The sequence below is a fragment of the Methylobacterium sp. J-072 genome, assembly GCF_022829425.1.
In the GTDB taxonomy this organism is placed as follows: Bacteria; Pseudomonadota; Alphaproteobacteria; order Rhizobiales; family Beijerinckiaceae; genus Methylobacterium.
Map to the genome: position 1 here is coordinate 1 of NZ_JAKSYK010000002.1, position 282 is coordinate 282.

Consider the following 282-nt stretch of genomic DNA (forward strand, 5'->3'; position numbering starts at 1 on the left):
GCTCGATCCCGGCGATGCCGCCCACCGACCCGCTGATCTACCGGTTCTACGAGCTGGTGATGGTCTACGGCACGACCTTCAAGGAGCTGATCCAGGAGGAGTTCGGCGACGGCATCATGTCGGCGATCGACTTCAACATGGCCAGACCCGGATCAGCGGCACCGGCCGCGACATCGTGCTCGCGGTGGCGAGCCAGGGCGCGCGCATCGCCGACACCCTCAGCCAGACCGGCGCGAGCTTCGCCGAGACCGCGGACGTGCGCGTCCGGGCCATCGACGAGAC

1 pseudogene is annotated in these 282 nt (G+C 68.4%); it reads left to right on the top strand.

Going from position 1 to position 282, the window contains the following annotated elements:
- Positions 1 to 140 (top strand): annotated as a pseudogene (locus MKK67_RS00005) (cyanase); the annotation flags it as partial.
- Between the last annotated feature and the right edge of the window lie 142 nt (positions 141 to 282).